This is a genomic window from Deltaproteobacteria bacterium (assembly GCA_011773515.1).
GTDB lineage: Bacteria > Desulfobacterota > Deferrimicrobia > J040 > J040 > WVXK01.
In genome coordinates this window covers 128,927-129,995 of the sequence record WVXK01000057.1, presented here as the reverse complement: position 1 = coordinate 129,995, position 1,069 = coordinate 128,927, and the positions used below count along the sequence as shown (strand labels likewise).

At 61.1% G+C, this 1,069-nt stretch carries 1 protein-coding gene; it reads right to left on the bottom strand.

Features of this window, described 5'->3' with window-relative positions; genetic code table 11:
• Nucleotides 1-269: 269 nt before the first annotated feature.
• On the bottom strand, nt 270-1,069 hold an 800-nt coding region (locus tag GTN70_06480; protein NIO16632.1), incomplete at its 5' end, for an META domain-containing protein.

The following is a 1,069-nucleotide window of genomic DNA, read 5'->3' as shown; positions in this document are numbered from 1 at the left end:
CCGCACGCCCCCCACGCGACGGCAGCGATCAGCAGGATAAGTATCCCGTACCCCCTCAATGCACTTCTCATCGACTTTCCCTCCCCAGCGGTTTCCCTTTTAAAATGGAGGTCCTCTGTTATGGTTGGGTCCACTATCATATTATTGAATGAATATTCATTCATTAAGTAACAGTTCCCGAAATTCCTGTCAAGGGGAAAAATGCCCTTTTCCGCCATTTCCGGATTCTTTTCCTTTCCGGGCAACGTCAGGTGACGGGTTAGGAGCCGTCACCGGGAAAACTGCATGGTCCCCGTGTCGTACACAAGGTCGATGTAGAGGGAATCCCCCCTGAAGAAAAACAGGGCTGCCCCGTTCAGGTCGCGGATGTAGGTACCCTCGAGCGATTCCGGCGGGCAGGCTGCCCTCGTGGTGTGGGTGATCTCTATTAAGATACGATTCCCCTCGATCCTGTATGTGCCGCCCCCGCGGTTGCAGTCGGCCCTGATGCCGACACGTCCCTCCGGGCCGAGCTCGAGGGTGTAGTGGTCCGGGTCCGGGGGAACAGATTCGGTGTCGTTGTTGTACCGGGTTCGCTGCCACTTCCAGAGGGTGCCGCTCAGCTCCCCGCCAGGGACGACCTGACTCCGGCTCTCGTCGGCTGCCAGCCCGCTGCCCGACAGGGAATAGAAGCGCACCGCCCTTAAGGTCGGGCAGCACAGCGGATCTCCCGGCCTGTGTGCCGTCAAATCGACGGCAACTCTCCCATCCTCGATGGAAAGGGAATGGATCCGCACCCTGTCGCCCAGGTGGGCGGTCGCAACGTTCACCGCCCTTCCCTCCACCCTCTTTACCAGCGCCAGGTCGTAAAACGTGCCGCTGCCGCCGGGATCGGCGACGAGGATCACGGCCGCTGCCGGCTCGCCGTCAACGGTTCCGAAGGCGACGTGCCCGGACATCTTGACCCTGGTCACGGTGGCCGAGCCTTCAACGGATGCGCCCTTCCACTCGCCGCCGGACAGGGTGATCTCGCCGGAGAGGTTCCACTCGGACCGGTAGGTCCCGTTGGCCAGCTCGTCCATCGAGAAAA